This is a genomic window from Ruthenibacterium intestinale (genome assembly GCF_040096265.1).
Lineage (GTDB): Bacteria > Bacillota > Clostridia > Oscillospirales > Ruminococcaceae > Ruthenibacterium > Ruthenibacterium komagatae.
Window position 1 is genome coordinate 1 of the sequence record NZ_JBBMFA010000031.1, and the last position, 14,800, is coordinate 14,800.

The following is a 14,800-nucleotide window of genomic DNA, read 5'->3' on the forward strand; positions in this document are numbered from 1 at the left end:
GTAATGGATGGGCTTTCCAAAGGCTGGGCCAAAAGCTGGCGTGCCCGCGGCTGGGTAAAAAGCGACAAAAAACCCGCGCACCAAACGTAAATTCCAGACGCCGAACTGCCTGCGGTTTTCCTCGATCAACGCACAGGCTTCCTCGTCGCACTCCACTGCAAAAACAGCGCTTCCTTCCGTGCTCAACGCCAGTTCCACGGCCACACTGCCCGTGCCTGCACCCACGTCCCAGCACACTTCGCCGGGACGCACCGCCAGTTTGGCCAGTGCGGCGGCGCGCACCTCCTGCTTGGTCATGGGCACCTGTCCGCGCACGAACGCACTGTCATCCATGCCGGGAACGCGGCGCGCCATACGGGGCGCCGGTTCCGCCAGCAGCACGCTCAACGGTGCAAAGGAACGCGCCGCGCCCTCTCTGGCCGTGGTCTCCGTCACCTGTTCTTCCGGATAGGTAAGATTTTCCCCCACCCAGACGCGAAGGTCACCCAAGCCCGCCTCGCAAAGCCGCGCACACAGCGCCGACGCACTGAGCGAACCGGTGAGAAAAAACGTCTCTCTGCCACTGCACACCGCGGTCACCGGATCGCATGCCGCGCTGTGTGCGGAAACCAGGTTCCAGTTCTGCCACGGCCGGCCGATGCGGGCTGCCAGAATCTGCACACTGGAAAGACCGGGCAGAATTTGAGGAACAATGCCCTGCCGGCGCAAAAGCGGCACAAGAGCATTGGCACCGGAATAGAACCCTGTGTCGCCGCTGTACAGCACCACACAGTTCTCTTCCCGGCAGTCCAGCACAGCCTGACAAACATCGGCCGGGCGCGTTGCCTTCACTCGGCGCGCCGTGCACTGGTCGGGCAACGCGTTCAGCAGGCGTTCCGCCCCGATGACGCACTGTGCCTGCTCCAGGACACGGGCACACTCCGCGGTCATGGTTTCGGGGCGTCCGCCGCCCGCTGACACAAGCGTCACGTTCATTGTTCCAAACACTCCTTTACAATCACTTGCCAGTCCTCCCCCTCTTCTTCCGGGCGGCGGATCAGCACCAGGCGGGCACCGACGCTGCGTGCGGCCTCAACTTTGGCGGAAAAACCGCCCGCTGCGCCGCCGTCCTTGGTGACCAGCCATGCGATGGAGAACTGCTGAAGCATTGCCTCGTTCAGCTGCCGCGAAAAAGGTCCCTGCAGCGCAAGAATATTGCTGTGCGGAATCTGCTCTCTCTCGCATGTGATAATGCTCTCGCACACAGGCAGCACGCGCGCATACAACCGGCTTCGCTCCAGCCGGGAAAAGGCGTGCAGTTCCTTGGCACCGGTGGTCAGCAAAACGTTGCCCTGCGTCCCTTCCAGAAAGGTTGCCGCCGCCTCGGCAGACGGCACGACCACGCTGCCGGCCGGGATCTCGCTGGCCTGCCGCCGCACCCGTCGAAGGGGGACTGCCGCCGCCCGGCAGGCGGTACGAATGTTGGCGCTGACCTCTGTGGCGTAGGGATGGGTCGCATCCACGCACAGATCAAAGGGCTCCAGCATCTCTTTCATCTGTACCGCGCTCAGCCGGCCGCACAGGACACGCATCCGCTGCGCACAGCCCAGCTCTTCCGCACCCAAGGGTGTGGCCACACTGACCGTGACATTCTGCCCTGCCTCCGCCAGCGCGTGGGCCAGCAGCCTTCCCTCTGTGGTGCCACCAAATACAAGAATCCTCATCGCTTCGCCTCATATCCGCGGGGCGTGACCATCCGTCCCGACAGCATCTGGGTGGTACTCGCGCCAATGAACACCGTGGTAAACATATCCACGTTCTCATCCCGCAAGCTGCCCAGCGTCAAAATTTTCGACTGCTGCCCTTCCCGGCCGATGTTGCGCACCCAGCCGCAAACCGTTTCCGCACTTTTTTCCCGCAGCAGGATCTCACAGGCCCGGCGCAGGTAGTCGGCCCGTTTTTTGGAAGACGGATTATACAGGCAGATGACGAAATCGCCGGCGGCCGCGCAAGCCAGCCGACGCTCGATTTGCTCCCAGGGCGTCAAAAGGTCCGAAAGAGAAATCAGGCAGAAATCGTGCATCAGCGGAGCGCCCAGAACCGCGGCGCCCGACAGCGCAGAAGTAATGCCCGGCACCACTTCCACATCCACATCCGGGTACTCCCCTGCCAACTGCAGCAGCGGCCCCGCCATGCCGTACACTCCGGCGTCTCCGCTGCACACCAGCGCCACCGTTCGGCCCGACGCTGCTGTTTCCAACGCCCAGCGGCAGCGTTCCAGCTCCTTGGTCATGGGTGTGACATAACATTCCTTGCCCGGGAACATGGGGCGTACAAGTTCCACATACACCGTATAGCCGCACAACACATCCGCCCGCTCCATCGCAGCCAGAGCCTGTGCGGTCATGAAGTCCTTTTCGCCGGGGCCGATGCCCACCACATATACTTTATTCATCATTCCACCGCCAATCCGGGGCAAAGGGTGCCACCGCTGCCGCCATGGTCACTCCACCGCCCGCCTGTTTTCTCCAGCAGAGCGTACCACCGCTGCCTCGCACGGCGCTGCGCTCGCACACATTGTCCACCCCTGTGACGCTCTCTACAAAATCCGAAGCGGAAAAATCCCCCGGAACTTCCCGCAGCTGCGCTGCGCTGAAACTTTCCAGCGGCAGCCCGCGGTCCCGGCAAAAAGAGACAAGCCCCGGTTCGTTCTTTTTCAGATCAATGGTGCACACCTTTCCAAACGCCTGCGCGCAAAGGCCGCTGCTGTGCAAAAGCCGATCGAACGCCTCTTCCAGTGCCTGTGCGGACGTGCCTTTGCGGCAGCCGACCCCCAGCACCGCAATGCGCGGCACAAGTCGCAGCGCTCCGTGGTCCGAAGCATGCAGTGTCAATTCAAAATCGCCGTCGGTTCCCATGCGAACGCCTTTGGGCGGGGTGCCTGCCACCGGCCACGGGCTGCACAGTGTCACCGGCACGCCGGCCAAAAGTTTTGCGGAAACCGACTTGATGCGCGGCACATCCAGCACTGCGCAGTTTTGCCGTTTGGCCCATTCGTCCACAGCAAAAAGGCCGTTGACATCCGTGGCCGTGGTGAGGACCGGCTGCGCACCGCAGACGGCTGCAATGCGTTTGGCCAGATCATTGGCTCCGCCCAGATGTCCGCTGAGCAGCGGCACCGCAAATCGGGCGCACTCGTCCACCACCACCACGGCAGGGTCCGTCGCTTTGCTTTTCAAATGCGGGGCAACGGCGCGCACGGCAATACCGGCGGCTCCCACAAAGACAAGGCCGTCTGCCTTGGCAAAGGCTTCGCCGGTCCACTGGGACAACGACAGCGGCGCGCCGCACCGGGCGGCCTGCCCGTCCAGCGCCGCTGCCAGACGCTGCGCCAGCACCATTCCCCGGTCCGTAAAGGCAATCAGCCGCAGCTTCATACGGTCGCCTCCCGGAATTCCGTGGAAAAAGTCGGGTCATACAGTTTGCTGCGCTGGTATTCATCGGCCAGGAAATCCCCCACCAGCACCAGGGCGGTTTTGGAAATTCCGTGCGCACGCCCCGCCTGAGCCAGCTGCCCCAGAGGACAGCGCACTACTTTTTCTTCGGGCCAGCTGGCTTTGTACACCAGCGCCGCAGGCGTTTGGGCGGTATAAGCCCCCTGCAGCAAAGCCGCCTGCAAACCGTCCAGCATGCCTGCCGACAGGAAAATGACCATGGTCGCCCCGTGGGCAGCCAATGCGGTGATGTTCTCCCGCTCGGGGACCGGGGTACGACCCGCCATGCGAGTGATGATGACTGTCTGGCTCACGCCCGGCAGCGTATATTCTCCGCACACCGCCGCCGCGGCCCCGCAGAAGCTGGAAACACCCGGTGTATCATCGTAGGGAATGTCCAGCCGATCCAGCGCGTCCATCTGTTCCCGGATGGCGCCGTACAGGCAAGGATCACCGGTGTGCAGGCGCACGATGGTTTTTCCGGCTGCATGGGCGGCCTGCATCACATCCAGCACCTGCTCCAGCGTCATCTGAGCGCTGTTGTACACCGAGCAATCCTGTCTGCAAAGGCCCAGAAGAGCCGGATTTACCAAACTGCCCGCGTAGATGACTACATCCGCCGTTCGAAGCATTTCTGCGCCCCGCCGGGTAATCAAATCAGGCGCACCCGGGCCGGCGCCCACAAAATGGACCACGCTTCACTCCTCCTTCACGATGATCGTGGCAAAATAGCCCGCTGTCTGCTGCGCCGAGAAATCGCGCAAATCTGCGTAGACCTGTTCGCCGGGAAGGCCGCAGTTGCACACCATGGCGCTGTGTTCCAGCTGTCCGGACGCACGAAGCTGCTCCAAAACCTCCGGCAGCTGACGGCCCGATTTCATCAGCACTTTCGTGCCCGGCATATTCAAAGAATCGGTCAGAGCCTCCCGGCTGGAACCGGGCACAATGTGCAGCGGCGTGTCCATGTCCGTCAGGCTGATGTTCAGGCGGGCCGCCACTGCGCAAAAACTGGTAACGCCCGGAATCATCCGCGTTTCATAGCCGTCGTCCTGCAGCAGCTGCGCCAGATACGCCGCCGTCGCATAGATGGAAACATCCCCCAAATTGAGCATGGCCACATCCCGGCCCTGATCCAGATGCTGTTTCACCAGCTGCGCCGCCGTCTGATGGGCTTGTCTCTGGCGCGCACGGTCCCGGCACATGGTGAATTGCAACGGAAGAATGGTCTTATCGTCCAGGGACACCGCCTGCTGCGCAATGGACAACGCCAGCATTTCCCCGCTTTGCGTTTGAGGGGCCGCCACCACCGGGCATTGCCGCAGAACGCGAACCGCCTTTTGCGTAATCAGCTCCGGGTCGCCCGGTCCGATGCCCACGCTGTAAAAAATCCCCTTGTTCATTGTTCTGTCTCCTTCCAGTCTGCCAGCATGTCACCGGCGACGGACGTTTGCCCCAGCAGACCATATGCATTTGTAAACAACACGGCTCCCGCCCGATACACGCCTGCCGCACGCCGAAGCAGATGGTGCTGGATCGCTTTCAAAAGACTTTCCAACACCGGGCCGCGCAGCCCCTGCTCGTCCAAAAGCGCAATGCAGGCGTCCGACGTGGCCGCATTCATCAGCGCCGTGCACAGGGAAGGCGGCGCACCGCACACAGCCGCGTGCGCACAAAATAACTCGGTTCGACAATCCGCCCAGCGGCTGTGAGTGTTCATGATTCCGCCTGCCAGTTTGACCAGCTTTCCCGCATGGCCTACCAGCAAAACATCCTGAAAGCCCAACGATGCTGCCTCATCCAACGCATCACCGATAAAATTTGAACATTTTACCACTGGCACCGACGCTTGAAAAAGCGAACCTGCCCGCAGAAAATCCTCGCCGTAATTGCCCGGCGTAAGCACAACCCGCTGCGCACCCTGGGCACGGGCCTGCCGAAGCGAAAGCGCCACCGTATCGATCAGCGCCTGCACACTCATGGGCTCCACGATACCGCTGGTTCCAAGAATGGAGATGCCGCCTTCGATTCCCAGCTGCGGATTGAAGGTTTTCTTTGCCAGCGTCTCTCCGTCGGGCACACAGATCGTCACCTGCATGCCGCCTTCCCATTGATGAGCGCGGCACACCGCCGCCACCTGGGTCTCAATCATCCTGCGCGGGACCCGGTTGATGGCTGCCGCACCCACCGGCTGGTCCAGGCCCGGCCTGGTTACCCGCCCCACGCCGGAACCACCCTCTACCCGAACGCCCGGTTGCTCCGTGCGGACCACCTGAGCCTCGATTCGAATCCCGTTGGTCACATCGGCATCATCGCCGCCATCCTTTTCCACAGCGCAGCGCGCGGTTGTCCCTTCCAGAAGACAAAACACCGGCTCCGTCTCCACGCGAAGGCCTTTGGGCGTGGTCAGCGCCAGTGCCGCGGGGGCTTTTCCGGTCAGCAGCAGCTCTGCCGCTCCCGCCGCAGCCAGAGCGGCACAAGTCCCCGTGGTGTAACCGCAGCGCAGCAGCTTTCCCGCGGACTGAATGTAGTGTTCAAACGCCATTGTCTTCCTCCGGCTGAAGCAATTTTTGCAAATGGGCAGCGTACAAATCCTGTACCGATACGAGCGCACCCAATCCTTCCATCCGGCAGCGCACGGAAATGCCGGCCTCTTCCAACCGGCTCTTCCAGCTTTCCGGGTCACTGCCCGCCATGTCGTTTTGCGCGTGGTCGCCCGCCACCAGCATCAGCGGCGCCAGCAGGACCCGGCTGCATCCGTCGCTTTGAAGCTTCGTCAGCACATCTTCCAGCGACGGCCAGCCTTCTACCGTTCCCACATAGGCATGGCGTCCGCCTGCCAGCCGCAGCGCGGTCTGCAATGCAGGGTAGACCATGTTGGCAAAATGCTCGGTCCCGTGGCCCATCCATACCAATCCCTCGCCGGGCGCAAGCGGTTCCTGCAGCAGACAGCGGGCCAGCGCACACAGACTGCCGCTGTCCGCAAGCAGCGGCGGACCAAGCCGCAGACAGGAAAAGCGCTTCGAAAAAGCCGCCGTCTGCTCCTTTATTTTATCGTATTCGATGCCGTACAGCAAATGGGTGACGGCCACAGCCACATCTTCGTATCCCTGCACCGCCAGATTTTCCAATGCACTGTTTAAATCGAAAATCTGCTCTCCCCGCTGTGCCAGAAGGCGCCGAATGGTAGGGCTGGTGTACGCACGGAAAAAAGCCCGGTCCGGGGCCTGTGCGGCCAACGCCTGCTCCACGGCTTCAATTTCCCGACGGGCCCGGGACACACTGGTGCCGAAACTCACAACCAACAGCGCCTTCTTCATACTCTCCACTCCTGTTCCAATTCTTCCACGGTGCGCGGCGCACGCTTCAGGCCCAAAATGCGTGCGATCCGGATCAGCACAGGCTGCTCCAAGCCGCACCGGCGCAACAGTTCCTCTTGTTCAAAAATTTGGGCAGGGCCTCCATCCGCTGCCAGCGTTCCGTTGTGAAAAACCAGCACGCGGTCAGCCCAGCGCCAGGCAAAATCCACATCGTGTGTGGCGACCATCAGCGCCAGTCCCCGCCGGGACAATAGGGCCAGATATTCCTCCAGCTGACGCGCATGGACCGGGTCCAGTGAAGACGCCGGTTCATCCAGAAGCAGAAGCTGAGGGTCCATGGCCGCCGCATCCGCCAGCGTCACGCGCTTTTTCTCCCCACCCGAAAGGGATTGCGGCGCGCGGTCCCGATAGGGCTGCAGAGCAAACGTATCCAGCGCCGCTTCCACACGCCGGCTGACCTGTGCCACTGAAAGGCCCAGGTTGACCGGTCCAAAACTGATCTCCTCCGCCACGGTTCCCGCCAGAATCTGCACATCCGGGTCTTGAAATACAAGACCTACACCTTTGCGAAGGGCATTCAAACTTTTCACATCACGTCCTATCGGGATACCATTCCAGAGCACCGTCCCTTTTTCCGGACGCAGCACGCCGTTCGCCAGCAGAAAAAAGGTGGATTTTCCCGCACCGTTTTCTCCCAGAACAGCAATCCGCTCGCCTGCACGAACCGTCACGGAAAAATCCGTCAGTGCCATTCTTCCCTCTTCATACCTGTACCAGACCCGTTCAAACCGAAGAATTTCGTCCATCTTTTTCCCCTTTATCATCCGCCGCATACCAGTGCCGCGACCATTCCGCCCACAAGCAGGCAAAGTACCGCCGCATGCATCGGCCGCACAGGCTTGGGCCGGGTCCAAAACCGGATCGAACCAGTGCAGCACCGGCTCTCCATGGCGTCAAAGCAGGCCTGTGCCCGGCGAAAACTGCGCGCCAGCAAATTCCCGTATATAATACCGGTCGTGCGCACACTGCGCCGCAGTCCGCCAAAGCCCAGCCGGCTGGCCGCAGCGTCCCGCATGGTTTCACACGTGGCCAGCAGCAAAAAAATATAGCGATAAATCAGCAAGGCAAGATCCACTACAACGGCGGGCGCGTGCAGCCGGCGCAGCACTTCCAGCACTTCCGGCAGCGGTGTGGACAGGCTGAGAAAATACAGGCAGCTGACAGCCCCCAGCGCACGTGCCGTCACAAGGCGTGCGGTCGCCTGTGCCGCAGCGCCAATCACCAGGTATCCCGTTCCAAACCGGATGCTGATCCATCCGCTGTCGGACGCGGAATACGTCCAAACCAAAGCCAGCGCGCTCACCGACAAAAAAGCGGCCGGAGCCGCCAGCAGCGCCTGATACGTCCGAAACCGCACGCCGCCGGCCCGGCTCAGAACTGCCAATACGATCGCCAGGCTCAACGGCGGCCAGACGGTACGCGCCATCAGGCACAAGCATAACAACAGCAGGCAACTCATTGTTTTCAACATTGGGTTGACCTTTGACCAGTGTGAGTTCCGCGCCAAATGGTCCATGTGCAGCACCGCACCATGCTCATGGCGATGCAAGGCAAGCACCACCGCCAGCAATCCTCCCGTTACAACCGGGACCGGCGCCGGGAAGGCACCCACCAAAAGGCTCCAGACTGCCACAGCCGCCAGCAGTGCGGTCAGCACGGTTCCCTCTCTTCGGAAGATCCGCCAGCATATTTTTTCCGTGCTACCAGGTAACCGAAGCTGAAGGCCAAAACGCCCACACCAATTCCGGTCTGCACACAGAACAGAAGGCTTTCCAGCTCTCCGGGAATCTCCCCACCCAGCAGGCGTTCCAGGATCGGTGTAAACCACGGTTCATACTCTCCGCCCTGGATTTGCTCCACCATCTGGCTTCCTGCGTCATCACTTCCGCCGAATTCCGCCTCCGGCTGAAGCAGCAGCGGCATCACCATCAGCACCACTACCAGCGCCAACAGTATCCCAACAAGCGTTTTCTTTTTCATTGTGCGGCCTCCTTCAGAAATCCGATCTCCCGCAGTTCCGGTCTGGCATAACTTTCCATTCCCATAATCACCAATACGGTTAAAATTCCCTCTATGATCGCCAAAGGCAGCTGCGTGGGCGCGAAAACGCCCAAAAACCGAATGGTGCTGGCAAAAACCCCTCCCTGCTCCGAAGGATAGGCCAAGGCCAGCTGCAAACTGGTCACACAATAAGTGAACAAATCCCCCAGCGCCGCAGCGAGAAAAACCGCCGCCTTCCGATTCACCTGCATTTTCCGGCAAATTTGATAAATCCCCCAGGACAGCAGCGGCCCCGCAACGGCCATGCTGAAGGTATTGGCCCCCAGGGTCGTCAAGCCGCCGTGCGCCAGCAAAAGCGCCTGAAACAGCAGTACGATCAACCCCAGTACCGAAGCACAGGTCGGGCCAAATAAAAGCGCAGCCAACCCGGTCCCGGTCATGTGGCTGCAGCTGCCGAAGACGGAAGGAATTTTCAAAGAAGACACTACAAATACAAACGCGCCGCACATAGCCAGCAGTATCAGCGTCTTTCGCATCTGCTGTACCGTTGTCCGGATGTGCATCACTCCCGCTGCCAAAAACGGAAGAGACAATACACCCCAGGCCACGCAGTAATGCGGCGGCAAATACCCTTCCATGATGTGCATTGCAAAGGCGTTTTGCGGTACAAACAAAACGCCGGCTGCCACCATGGAAAACGCTAAAATTCGTTTTTCCAGTCTGGACATCCAATCATTCCTTTCTTTTGCGTGCGTCAAAAAAGGCCTTTCCCGAAATCGAGAAAGGCCCGGAAAAACCAAAGCGACCGTCCTAAAATGACGCACTTTGACTGTGTTACCCTGCAGGCGTTTGGTCCGTCCGCTGCAGGTTCCTGCCTTTTCGGCAGCGCTGCAGGGCAGGTCTTCCGGCTTGGGCATCTGCATCCGGCTTCGCCTTCCCGTGTGTACCCACAGTGGCGGATTGAAGCCGAACTTTTCCCTTACGGCGGCGGTCCCGCACAGGTTTTTCACCTGTTTCCCTATTCTCCCGGCCTTTCGCCGGGCACCTTGCAACGCTCTGTTTCATTCACAATAGCACAGATGACCTTTTGTGACAAGGGTCTGCCATGGAAATTGCATTTTTTCCTTGCCTTTTGAAACAGAATCCTGTATGATCGGTTAGTATAGACTAATCGCTTTTTAGCGACCAGCTCTTGGTACGTGAATGGAGCCGCTGTTTTACTTTGTCGAAACTGCCTGAAGGAAAGGAGAAAAACTGTGCATACCAAACGTCAGCGGGCATTTCTGCTTATGACCTGTGCGACATTGATGGTCGCCCTCTTTTTCTCCATCCTTTTCATCACTCTGGAAACAGAGCACCACTGCATCGGTGACGACTGCCCCATCTGCGCCAGTTTGCAACAGGCTGAACAAACACTGAACCTGTTGGGTGCCGCGCATGGCCCCAGTGCATGGCCGACGGCCTGTTCGGTGTGGCTTGCAGAATCCATCATCCTGTCGTGGCTTATCCTTCTGTGTATTTCACCGGTAGCGCAAAAGGTACGAATGAACAATTAAAAACCTCCCGGACAAGAGCGCGGCTTTCGGTTTTTCCGAAGGCCTTGTGCTCTTGTCTTTTTATGCTCAATTTTAAAAATTACGGAGGTTTTCTTTTATGAAACAATGGATTTCCATGGCGTTGACCGCCCTTATATGCATCGGTATATTCAGTGGCTGTTCGTCCGGTGAGACTGTGCACGATTCTTCTTCCGGCCAGAAACTGCGTATTGTTGCCACCATCTTTCCCGCATACGATTGGGTTCGTGAAATTCTGGGCGAAGATGCCGAGCATGCGGAACTGACCCTGTTGCTGGACAGCGGCGTAGATCTTCACAGCTATCAGCCCACCGCAGAAGACATTCTGAAAATTTCCACTTGTGATCTGTTTCTCTGTGTGGGGGGCGAATCGGACCAGTGGGTCTCTGACGCACTGCGTGAATCGACCAATCCCGAACAGCAGGTGATTCAGCTGCTGGATGTTCTGGGAGATGCGGCCAAGCCGGAAGAACTTCTGGAGGGAATGGAAGAAGAACATGAACACGAAGAAGAGGAAGAGATCGAATATGACGAACACGTGTGGCTTTCTTTAAAAAACGCCGCTGTGTTCTGTCGAAAGATTGCCGACACACTGTCGGAAATAGATCCCGCTCATGCTTCTTCCTATCAGGAAAATACAGCGGCTTATTGTGAAAAACTGGCGCAGCTGGACGCTGCCTATCAGGAAGCAGCCGACAACGCCCGACAAACGGCGCTTGTGTTCTGTGACCGTTTTCCCTTCCGCTATCTTGCAGATGATTACGGATTGACCTGCTATGCAGCCTTTCCCGGCTGCTCTGCCGAGACCGAAGCCAGTTTTGAAACCGTCGCTTTTCTGGCGAAAAAAGTGGACGAGCAGAATCTTTCCTGCGTTTTAACGCTGGAAAAATCCGATCAGAAACTGGCTTTCGCGGTTCTTCAAAATACCGATGTTTCAAACAAGCGCATCCTCACGCTGGATTCCATGCAGTCCACCACTGCCGAACAGGCGCAGGGCGAACATTACCTTGCTGTTATGGAAAGCAATCTGGAAATTTTGAAGCAGGCACTGCAATAAGGAGGCTCACACTTGGCGCAGATCACTTGTAAAAACCTGGCCGTCGGTTACGGCGGCCAGGCCGTTTTAAAAAATCTCAGTTTTTCCGTTCAACGTGGAGATTGCCTGTACATTTTGGGTGAAAACGGATGCGGAAAAACCACCTTAATGAAAACACTGCTCCGGCTGCTGCCACCGGTCGGTGGCAGCGTGGAGCTCAGCGACGGTTTGTCCCCGAATGACATTGGCTATCTGCCGCAGCAAACACTGATTCAACGGGATTTTCCCGCTTCTGTTTCAGAAATTGTCCTCTCCGGTTGTCAAAACCGCTGTGGATTGCGCCCTTTTTACAGCAAGGCAGAAAAGGCGCTTGCTCACGATGCCATGGCAAAAACCGATGTTCTTTCTCTGGCCGGGCGCTGCTATCGGGAACTGTCCGGTGGGCAGCAGCAACGTGTTCTCCTTGCACGTGCGCTTTGCGCCGCCCGAAAGGTGCTCGTTCTGGACGAACCGGTTTCCGGACTGGACTCCCAAGCCGCAGCAAATCTGTATCAGCTGATTCAAGAACTTCATCGCGAAGAAGGCGTGACTGTTCTTGTGATTTCCCATGACCTTTCTGCCGCCGTGCAATCCGCCACCCACATTCTATACCTTGGACACAGCACTTTTTTCGGGACGCGCCAAGAATTTCTTCGCAGCCCCCAATGGAGTGCACTGAAAGGGGTGAGAAACCCGTGAGCGCTCTGATTCAAAAACTGGAATTCTATTTTCAGTACCCTTTCGTACGGTATGCGCTGATCGTCGGTGTTCTCATCGCTCTTTGTTCCTCACTTTTGGGCGTTACACTGGTACTGAAGCGTTTTTCGCTCATCGGGGACGGTCTTTCTCATGTGGCGTTCGGCGCCATGGCTATTGCTTCCGTCCTCCATCTGGCCAACGATTTGTTTCTGGTCCTTCCCATCACCATTCTCTGCGCCATTGTGCTTCTCTGTGCCGGTCAGAATACCCGGATCTGCGGGGACTCGGCCATCGCCATGCTCTCTGTAAGCACGCTTGCCATGGGATATCTGCTGATGAATCTTTTCGCAAGCGGCCCCAACTTATCCGGAGATGTGTGCAGCACATTGTTCGGCTCTACATCCATTCTCACACTGACTTCCGATGAAGTAGCCTTGTGCGCGGTACTATCTCTTCTGATTGTGATTCTATTTATTCTCTTTTACAACAAATTATTCGCTGTAACGTTTGACGAAAATTTTGCCCAGGCCACCGGACTCCATGTGCGGCGATCCAATCTGCTGATTGCAGTGGTCATCGCCACAGTCATTGTGCTGGCCATGAATCTGGTGGGATCTCTGTTGGTTTCCGCACTGATCGTTTTCCCCGCCTTGTCCGCCATGCGGCTCTGCAAAAGTTTTTTATCCGTTACAATTTGTTCCGCTTTGCTTTCTGTTTTTTGTGCACTGACAGGCATCCTGATCTCCATTCTTGCGGGGACGCCGGTGGGTTCCACCATTGTAGCAACTGATTTGGGAGCCTTTGGCATTGTGTACGTGATTGCCAGGCTTTCAGGGAGGTAAAAATGAAACGCATTTTTCTTTTGCTCGCTTTGTGTTTTTTAACCGGCTGTGCGTCTGCCGCCGTTTCGGATAGCAGCTCCGCCGCGCCAGCCGATTCCAGCTCTGCCGTTTCCAGTGCGGAGAGCGCACACGCGGTGGATTACGATCTGACCGTCATGAGCAGCGACATGGTCTATGCCACCATCTACCAGATGATCACCGAGCCGGAACAATACGCCGGCAAGACAATTCGCATGCAGGGACTGTACTATGCGGCTTACGCAGAGCAAAAATTTCAATATTATCACTATTGCATCGTAACAGACGCACTGGCCTGCTGTGCGCAGGGCATCGAGTTTGTGTGGGATGACGGGAATCATGTTTATCCCGACGAATATCCCCGCGACAATGCCCCCATCACCGTACAGGGAACCTTTTCCGCACAAAAAGAAGAGACCACCGGCAACTGGTACTGCCGGCTTGAAAACGCCTCTTTGAACGTAAATGAATAAATACCGTTTCTCCATGAAAAAAGCAGCCTCCGCAAGGAGACTGCTTTTTTGTTATCTGCGCTTAATAGAGTTTTGCGCCTGCGGGAATGTGCGGGTCCACCATCAGGCAATGCAGTTTTTCCACGCCTGCTTCATGATGAACGGCACTGATGATCATACCGCAGGAGTCAATGCCCATCATCTTGCGGGCCGGCAGGTTGGTAATGGCGATCAGCGTCTTTCCAACCAGTTCTTCCGGCTCATATGTATCGTGAATGCCGCTCAGGATCACACGATCCGTTCCGGTTCCGTCATCCAGCACAAACTTCAAAAGTTTTTTGCTCTTGGGAACAGCCGTGCACTCCTTGACCTTTACCGCGCGGAAATCCGACTTGCTGAAAGTCTCAAAATCCACCTCATCCTTGAACAGCGGCTCAATCTCCACCTTGGAGAAATCAATGGGCGCCGAAGAAATCAGCGGCATTTCGGAAACAACCGGTGCGGCCGTCCCGGTCTCCGCCGGGGAAACCTCTGCTTTTTCTTCCTTCTTGGGCGCTTCTGCCTTCTCCAGAGGTTTCATGGTCGGGAACACCCTTCTACCCTCTTCATCCGGTTTCATCACGCCTTGTACGGTCGAAAAAGTGCCGTTTTCACGAGGTTTTTCTAACTTTTTGGATTCCATAGTGTGTCCTCCTGTGCCGTCTGGTTCGGGGCAAAAGTTGTAAAAAAGTTGTAGAAAGTTGTAGGCCGATTTTCCGTCCTTTTTTTGAGCATTTTTACAAAAAGTCCCAAACAAAATTTTTTGCAAAATATTTCCAAAAAATCGACTGATACATTGTAGAGCAATGGAGAACATCCCAAATGCTGTGTGCCTTAGAACAACGAAAGCCATTCAGAGCAATCAGCTGAACCCAATCGACAAAGCCCCTACTCCAAGCATCCGGAATCCTCCAAGCTCCGCGACTGCAAAGCCTCCGCGCACATTCCTGAATGGCGCGAGTTGGAGGAACAAGCGCAGCCGAAACCTGCCGCCGCGCCGCCCCCGGCCCCCAAGCCGAAGGAAAGCGCCCCCAAGAAGCCGGCGGCAAAGAGAAAACCGAAATCTTCCGGTACGCCGGCTGCCCCGAAATCGCCCCCGTCACCGCCTGCTTCCGAGGCCCCGGACAGGATCATCACCACAGACAAGGACTCGATCCTTTCTTAAATTCACAACATAAGACTAACTATTAAAAGTCAAGTCTAAAATGAAAGGTTTTTGAATGAATTGCAAAAATGCATTTCAGATATAG

Annotated in this window: 17 protein-coding genes, 1 pseudogene and 1 riboswitch; of the genes and pseudogenes, 5 read left to right on the plus strand and 13 right to left on the minus strand. The window is 57.5% G+C overall.

Annotation, left to right across the window (positions count from 1 at the left end):
* From cbiE to WMO24_RS00915, 12 genes are all read right to left on the minus strand, one after another.
* The coding region (gene cbiE, locus WMO24_RS00860) for a precorrin-6y C5,15-methyltransferase (decarboxylating) subunit CbiE (RefSeq protein WP_349214192.1) at nucleotides 1-975 on the minus strand (975 nt) is incomplete at its 3' end.
* Nucleotides 972-1,703, minus strand: coding sequence for a precorrin-6A reductase (gene cobK, locus WMO24_RS00865; RefSeq protein ID WP_349214194.1), 732 nt, complete (start codon nucleotides 1,701-1,703; stop codon nucleotides 972-974). The genes cbiE and cobK, both read right to left, overlap by 4 nt.
* The gene (gene cobJ, locus WMO24_RS00870; RefSeq protein WP_349214217.1) at nucleotides 1,700-2,434 is read right to left on the minus strand and encodes a precorrin-3B C(17)-methyltransferase; all 735 of its coding nucleotides are present in this window, start codon (nucleotides 2,432-2,434) and stop codon (nucleotides 1,700-1,702) included. Before cobJ ends, cobK begins: the two co-directional genes overlap by 4 nt.
* Nucleotides 2,427-3,416, minus strand: coding sequence for a cobalt-precorrin 5A hydrolase (locus tag WMO24_RS00875; RefSeq protein WP_349214196.1), 990 nt, complete (start codon nucleotides 3,414-3,416; stop codon nucleotides 2,427-2,429). Before WMO24_RS00875 ends, cobJ begins: the two co-directional genes overlap by 8 nt.
* The gene (gene cobM, locus WMO24_RS00880; RefSeq protein ID WP_349214197.1) at nucleotides 3,413-4,168 is read right to left on the minus strand and encodes a precorrin-4 C(11)-methyltransferase; all 756 of its coding nucleotides are present in this window, start codon (nucleotides 4,166-4,168) and stop codon (nucleotides 3,413-3,415) included. The genes WMO24_RS00875 and cobM overlap by 4 nt, the downstream gene beginning before the upstream one ends.
* A gap of 3 nt (nucleotides 4,169-4,171) precedes the next feature.
* The gene (cobI, locus tag WMO24_RS00885) at nucleotides 4,172-4,873 is read right to left on the minus strand and encodes a precorrin-2 C(20)-methyltransferase (RefSeq protein WP_349214199.1); all 702 of its coding nucleotides are present in this window, start codon (nucleotides 4,871-4,873) and stop codon (nucleotides 4,172-4,174) included.
* On the minus strand, nucleotides 4,870-6,015 hold the full coding sequence (gene cbiD, locus WMO24_RS00890; protein WP_349214200.1) for a cobalt-precorrin-5B (C(1))-methyltransferase CbiD: 1,146 nt from the start codon (nucleotides 6,013-6,015) through the stop codon (nucleotides 4,870-4,872). The genes cobI and cbiD overlap by 4 nt, the downstream gene beginning before the upstream one ends.
* Nucleotides 6,005-6,790, minus strand: a complete 786-nt coding sequence (locus WMO24_RS00895) for a sirohydrochlorin cobaltochelatase (protein WP_349214202.1) — start codon at nucleotides 6,788-6,790, stop codon at nucleotides 6,005-6,007. Before WMO24_RS00895 ends, cbiD begins: the two co-directional genes overlap by 11 nt.
* Nucleotides 6,787-7,596, minus strand: a complete 810-nt coding sequence (locus WMO24_RS00900) for an energy-coupling factor ABC transporter ATP-binding protein (protein ID WP_349214203.1) — start codon at nucleotides 7,594-7,596, stop codon at nucleotides 6,787-6,789. Before WMO24_RS00900 ends, WMO24_RS00895 begins: the two co-directional genes overlap by 4 nt.
* 14 nt (nucleotides 7,597-7,610) lie before the next feature.
* Complete coding sequence (gene cbiQ, locus WMO24_RS00905; RefSeq protein ID WP_349214205.1) at nucleotides 7,611-8,507, minus strand: cobalt ECF transporter T component CbiQ; 897 nt, start codon at nucleotides 8,505-8,507, stop codon at nucleotides 7,611-7,613.
* Nucleotides 8,501-8,830: an energy-coupling factor ABC transporter substrate-binding protein gene (locus WMO24_RS00910; RefSeq protein WP_349214206.1), complete on the minus strand. Its 330-nt coding sequence runs from the start codon at nucleotides 8,828-8,830 to the stop codon at nucleotides 8,501-8,503. The genes cbiQ and WMO24_RS00910 overlap by 7 nt, the downstream gene beginning before the upstream one ends.
* The gene (locus WMO24_RS00915) at nucleotides 8,827-9,579 is read right to left on the minus strand and encodes an energy-coupling factor ABC transporter permease (protein ID WP_349214207.1); all 753 of its coding nucleotides are present in this window, start codon (nucleotides 9,577-9,579) and stop codon (nucleotides 8,827-8,829) included. The genes WMO24_RS00910 and WMO24_RS00915 overlap by 4 nt, the downstream gene beginning before the upstream one ends.
* 149 nt (nucleotides 9,580-9,728) lie before the next feature.
* A riboswitch (cobalamin riboswitch) is annotated at nucleotides 9,729-9,915 on the minus strand.
* Nucleotides 9,916-10,107: 192 nt separating this feature from the next.
* On the opposite strand from WMO24_RS00915, the gene WMO24_RS00920 reads away from it, so the two are divergent.
* The 5 genes from WMO24_RS00920 (at nucleotide 10,108) to WMO24_RS00940 (ending at nucleotide 13,532) form a co-directional block, all read left to right on the plus strand.
* Nucleotides 10,108-10,407, plus strand: a complete 300-nt coding sequence (locus WMO24_RS00920) for a hypothetical protein (protein ID WP_349214209.1) — start codon at nucleotides 10,108-10,110, stop codon at nucleotides 10,405-10,407.
* 97 nt (nucleotides 10,408-10,504) lie between these two features.
* Nucleotides 10,505-11,482: a metal ABC transporter substrate-binding protein gene (locus tag WMO24_RS00925; protein WP_349214210.1), complete on the plus strand. Its 978-nt coding sequence runs from the start codon at nucleotides 10,505-10,507 to the stop codon at nucleotides 11,480-11,482.
* Between the two features lie 12 nt (nucleotides 11,483-11,494).
* Nucleotides 11,495-12,199, plus strand: a complete 705-nt coding sequence (locus tag WMO24_RS00930) for a metal ABC transporter ATP-binding protein (protein ID WP_349214212.1) — start codon at nucleotides 11,495-11,497, stop codon at nucleotides 12,197-12,199.
* Nucleotides 12,196-13,041: a metal ABC transporter permease gene (locus WMO24_RS00935; protein WP_349214214.1), complete on the plus strand. Its 846-nt coding sequence runs from the start codon at nucleotides 12,196-12,198 to the stop codon at nucleotides 13,039-13,041. The genes WMO24_RS00930 and WMO24_RS00935 overlap by 4 nt, the downstream gene beginning before the upstream one ends.
* Nucleotides 13,042-13,043: 2 nt before the next feature.
* Complete coding sequence (locus tag WMO24_RS00940) at nucleotides 13,044-13,532, plus strand: hypothetical protein (RefSeq protein WP_349214216.1); 489 nt, start codon at nucleotides 13,044-13,046, stop codon at nucleotides 13,530-13,532.
* A gap of 61 nt (nucleotides 13,533-13,593) precedes the next feature.
* Here the strand turns inward: WMO24_RS00940 and WMO24_RS00945 are convergent.
* Nucleotides 13,594-14,103 (minus strand): annotated as a pseudogene (locus WMO24_RS00945) (lysine--tRNA ligase); the annotation flags it as partial.
* Nucleotides 14,104-14,800: the final 697 nt, after the last annotated feature.

Excerpts from the sequence above, each read along its gene's own strand:
- cobJ (WP_349214217.1), bottom strand. The coding sequence starts at position 2,434 with ATGAATAAAGTATATGTGGTGGGCATCGGCCCCGGCGAAAAGGACTTC.
- WMO24_RS00910 (WP_349214206.1), bottom strand. The coding sequence starts at position 8,830 with ATGAAAAAGAAAACGCTTGTTGGGATACTGTTGGCGCTGGTAGTGGTG.
- WMO24_RS00915 (WP_349214207.1), bottom strand. The coding sequence starts at position 9,579 with ATGTCCAGACTGGAAAAACGAATTTTAGCGTTTTCCATGGTGGCAGCC.
- WMO24_RS00925 (WP_349214210.1), top strand. The coding sequence starts at position 10,505 with ATGAAACAATGGATTTCCATGGCGTTGACCGCCCTTATATGCATCGGT.
- WMO24_RS00900 (WP_349214203.1), bottom strand. The coding sequence starts at position 7,596 with ATGGACGAAATTCTTCGGTTTGAACGGGTCTGGTACAGGTATGAAGAG.
- cobI (WP_349214199.1), bottom strand. The coding sequence starts at position 4,873 with ATGAACAAGGGGATTTTTTACAGCGTGGGCATCGGACCGGGCGACCCG.
- WMO24_RS00895 (WP_349214202.1), bottom strand. The coding sequence starts at position 6,790 with ATGAAGAAGGCGCTGTTGGTTGTGAGTTTCGGCACCAGTGTGTCCCGG.
- cobK (WP_349214194.1), bottom strand. The coding sequence starts at position 1,703 with ATGAGGATTCTTGTATTTGGTGGCACCACAGAGGGAAGGCTGCTGGCC.
- WMO24_RS00875 (WP_349214196.1), bottom strand. The coding sequence starts at position 3,416 with ATGAAGCTGCGGCTGATTGCCTTTACGGACCGGGGAATGGTGCTGGCG.
- WMO24_RS00940 (WP_349214216.1), top strand. The coding sequence starts at position 13,044 with ATGAAACGCATTTTTCTTTTGCTCGCTTTGTGTTTTTTAACCGGCTGT.
- cbiD (WP_349214200.1), bottom strand. The coding sequence starts at position 6,015 with ATGGCGTTTGAACACTACATTCAGTCCGCGGGAAAGCTGCTGCGCTGC.